This is a genomic window from Patescibacteria group bacterium, assembly GCA_028711655.1.
In the GTDB taxonomy this organism is placed as follows: Bacteria; Patescibacteriota; Patescibacteriia; order Patescibacteriales; family JAQTRU01; genus JAQTRU01.
On the sequence record JAQTRU010000071.1, the window covers coordinates 1 to 2718 of the forward strand.

General features: G+C 41.2%; 2 protein-coding genes. One reads left to right on the plus strand and one right to left on the minus strand.

What is annotated here, in order from left to right:
• Window positions 1-273: 273 nt before the first annotated feature.
• A complete protein-coding gene (locus PHQ42_05460) occupies window positions 274-1473 on the plus strand; it encodes a thioredoxin family protein (GenBank protein MDD5072145.1) in 1200 nt (399 codons plus the stop codon).
• A 185-nt stretch (window positions 1474-1658) separates the two neighbouring features.
• Here PHQ42_05460 and PHQ42_05465 read toward each other — a convergent pair whose 3' ends face one another.
• Window positions 1659-2573, minus strand: coding sequence for an ABC transporter permease (locus PHQ42_05465; GenBank protein MDD5072146.1), 915 nt, complete (start codon window positions 2571-2573; stop codon window positions 1659-1661).
• Between the last annotated feature and the right edge of the window lie 145 nt (window positions 2574-2718).

Genomic DNA, 2718 nt, shown 5'->3' on the forward strand with positions numbered 1-2718 from the left:
TGCATATATCGCAATTATATAATTTTTAACGCCTTCGTTCAATCGCCATTATTTTGTTATTATGCTATTATGATTATTGTCTGCTAAAAAATATTTCTGTTTTTCGCCGCGACTTTATTGCTCAAATAACTGTATAATTATATAATAAAATCAGAAACTTTGAAAGCGCGGAAATTTGAGGCCGGATAGCGCGCTAATCGCCTTGTAGCGCGGGCTTGGCGGCAAAAATTAAATACCCCGGGCTCTTACTCTTATTATTAATAAATTGAAAATATGCTTAAAAAATTTTTATTTCTTTTATTTTTTGCTTCTTTTTTAATTATTCCATGCCAAATCGCTTTGGCGGAAGAAGCCAAAACCGTTAACATCTACTTTTTTTGGGGGAAAGGCTGCCCACATTGCGAACAAGAAAAGCCTTTTTTGGAAAAGATGGCAAAAAAATACCCGGAAGTAAAAATCCACAGTTATGAGGCCTGGGGAAGCAAACAAAACCGCGATCTGATGGTTGGCTTTGCCCAAAAGTTGAATGCCAACGTTTCGGGCGTGCCTTTTACGGTGGTCGGAGAGCATTATATAATCGGCTGGATGAATGAAGAATACAGCGGCGCTAAAATTGAAGATGCGATCAGGTGCGCGTTGAATAACGGTTGCCGCGATGTCGGCGCGGAAATCGGGGCAATTTCCCGGCCGGGCGCAAATATTCAAAACAGCGACCAAAAAATACCAGAATCCATAACAGCGCCTTTTTTCGGTAAAATTGAAATCAAAAATTTTTCCTTGCCGGTTTTGGCGGTTGTCTTAGGCGCTTTAGACGGGTTTAATCCCTGCGCGATGTGGATTTTGTTATTTCTAATCAGCCTGCTTCTGGGGATGGAAAACAAAAAAAGAATGTGGATTCTGGGTACGACCTTCATTGTCGCCTCGGCCTCGGTTTATTTCCTTTTTATGGCCGCCTGGCTGAACCTGCTTTTGTTTATCGGCATGGTGGTTTGGGTAAGAATTATTATCGGCTTGGTCGCCTTGACCGGCGGCGGCTATAATTTGAAAGAATATTTTACCAACCCCGAAGCTGGATGCAAGGTGACCGGCGCGGAAAAAAGGCAAAAAATTTTTGCCAGACTGAAAAATATCACCCAACAAAAAAGTTTTTATCTGGCCCTGGGCGGAATCATTATTCTGGCTTTCGCGGTTAATCTGGTTGAACTTATTTGCTCCGCCGGCTTACCTGTGGTTTTTACCCAAATTTTATCTTTAAGCGATCTGGCCAGTTGGCAATATTATTTCTATATATTAATCTATATCTTTATTTTCATGCTGGACGATTTGTTTGTTTTTTTTGCGGCGATGACTACTCTGCAAATGACGGGCATTACCGCTAAATACAGCCGATGGTCGCATTTAATCGGCGGCGTTCTTATGCTAATAATCGGCTTGCTCCTGATATTCAGACCGGAATGGCTGATGTTTGGATAAAAATCTGGAAAAGGGCGAATTAACCCGGGGTTAATTGCCGAATGACGAAATTTAACCTAACCAGAGAAGTTACGTTCAAAAATTTGTTAAGTTTCCATAAAGAGACAGTCCCTTTAATTCAGCGAAGCATAAAAAACGTCCTTTCGGACGTCTTTTTATTATTTTATTATTTTGGTTTTATTATCTTATACCCGGGCGTATTTCCTCACTGCCAATAGGCTGGCCAAGGCGTTTATTACGGCAACAATCAAAAACTGCAAACCAAAAATCTTTATGAAATTTTCGTTGAAATAAGAAATGATATTGACATTGTAGCCGACAAAGAAAGTTTCTAAATAGGGCTGGAGCAAACTCAAAAAAGGATAAAAAATAAGGATAACCGCGGCGGTGCCGATTAAAGTGTAGATTAGGCTGGAAAGCATAAACGGCATATGGACAAAAGAGTTTGAAGCTCCGACCAGGCGCATAATGGCGATTTCTTCGCGGTGAGTGTAAATTTCCACCCGGATGGCGTTGTAAACCACCAGCAAGGTGGAAAAAATAAAAATTAAGCTGATGGTGAAGCCGACTTCGCTTACCCTGTCTGTAATGCCGTTAATTTTATCAAGAAGAAGCTTGTGATCGGAAAAATCGCGCGATTCAATCAGTTCGCTCTCAATTTTATTTAGCTCGCCGATAAGATCGGCTGCCACTTCCGCGCTTTTTGGCGTTATCACCAAACTCGGGGTCAAAGGATTTTTGCCTAACTCCCGCAAAGCCTGAAGAATCTCCGGATTGTTCCTGTTTTTCTCCTGAAAAAATTCCAAGGCCTGGGCTTTGGAAACATAGTCCACCTCCTTGACTTGGGCTAAATTGCTTATCTGCCCCCTCAAAGCCGCGATCTCTCCTTCGGTTGAATCAGGTTTGAGATATAGGCTCACATCAATTTTGTCTTTTACGGCGTTTATGGCGGTCTGGCTTATGACCCTGACGGTCAGAAGGAGATTTATGGAAAATAAAGCTAAAATCAGAATAATAACCGTCACAATTGAAAGCCAAATATTGCGGTAAATGTCTTTGAAGCTGAATTTTATAACCCTAATGAAAGAAAGCAAAACCATAATTGAAAATTGATAATTTTATAAGATATATTTCCCGACCGCTTGGTCGCTTACCACCATTCCGTTGTCTAAAGCAACAACCCGGCGTTTCAATTTATTAACAACCTCGCGATTATGGCTGACCAAAACCACGGTCGTGCCGAAC

Bases quoted from the DNA above. Each gene is read 5' to 3' on its own strand.
- PHQ42_05460 (MDD5072145.1), top strand. From the start codon at position 274: ATGCTTAAAAAATTTTTATTTCTTTTATTTTTTGCTTCTTTTTTAATT.
- PHQ42_05465 (MDD5072146.1), bottom strand. From the start codon at position 2,573: ATGGTTTTGCTTTCTTTCATTAGGGTTATAAAATTCAGCTTCAAAGAC.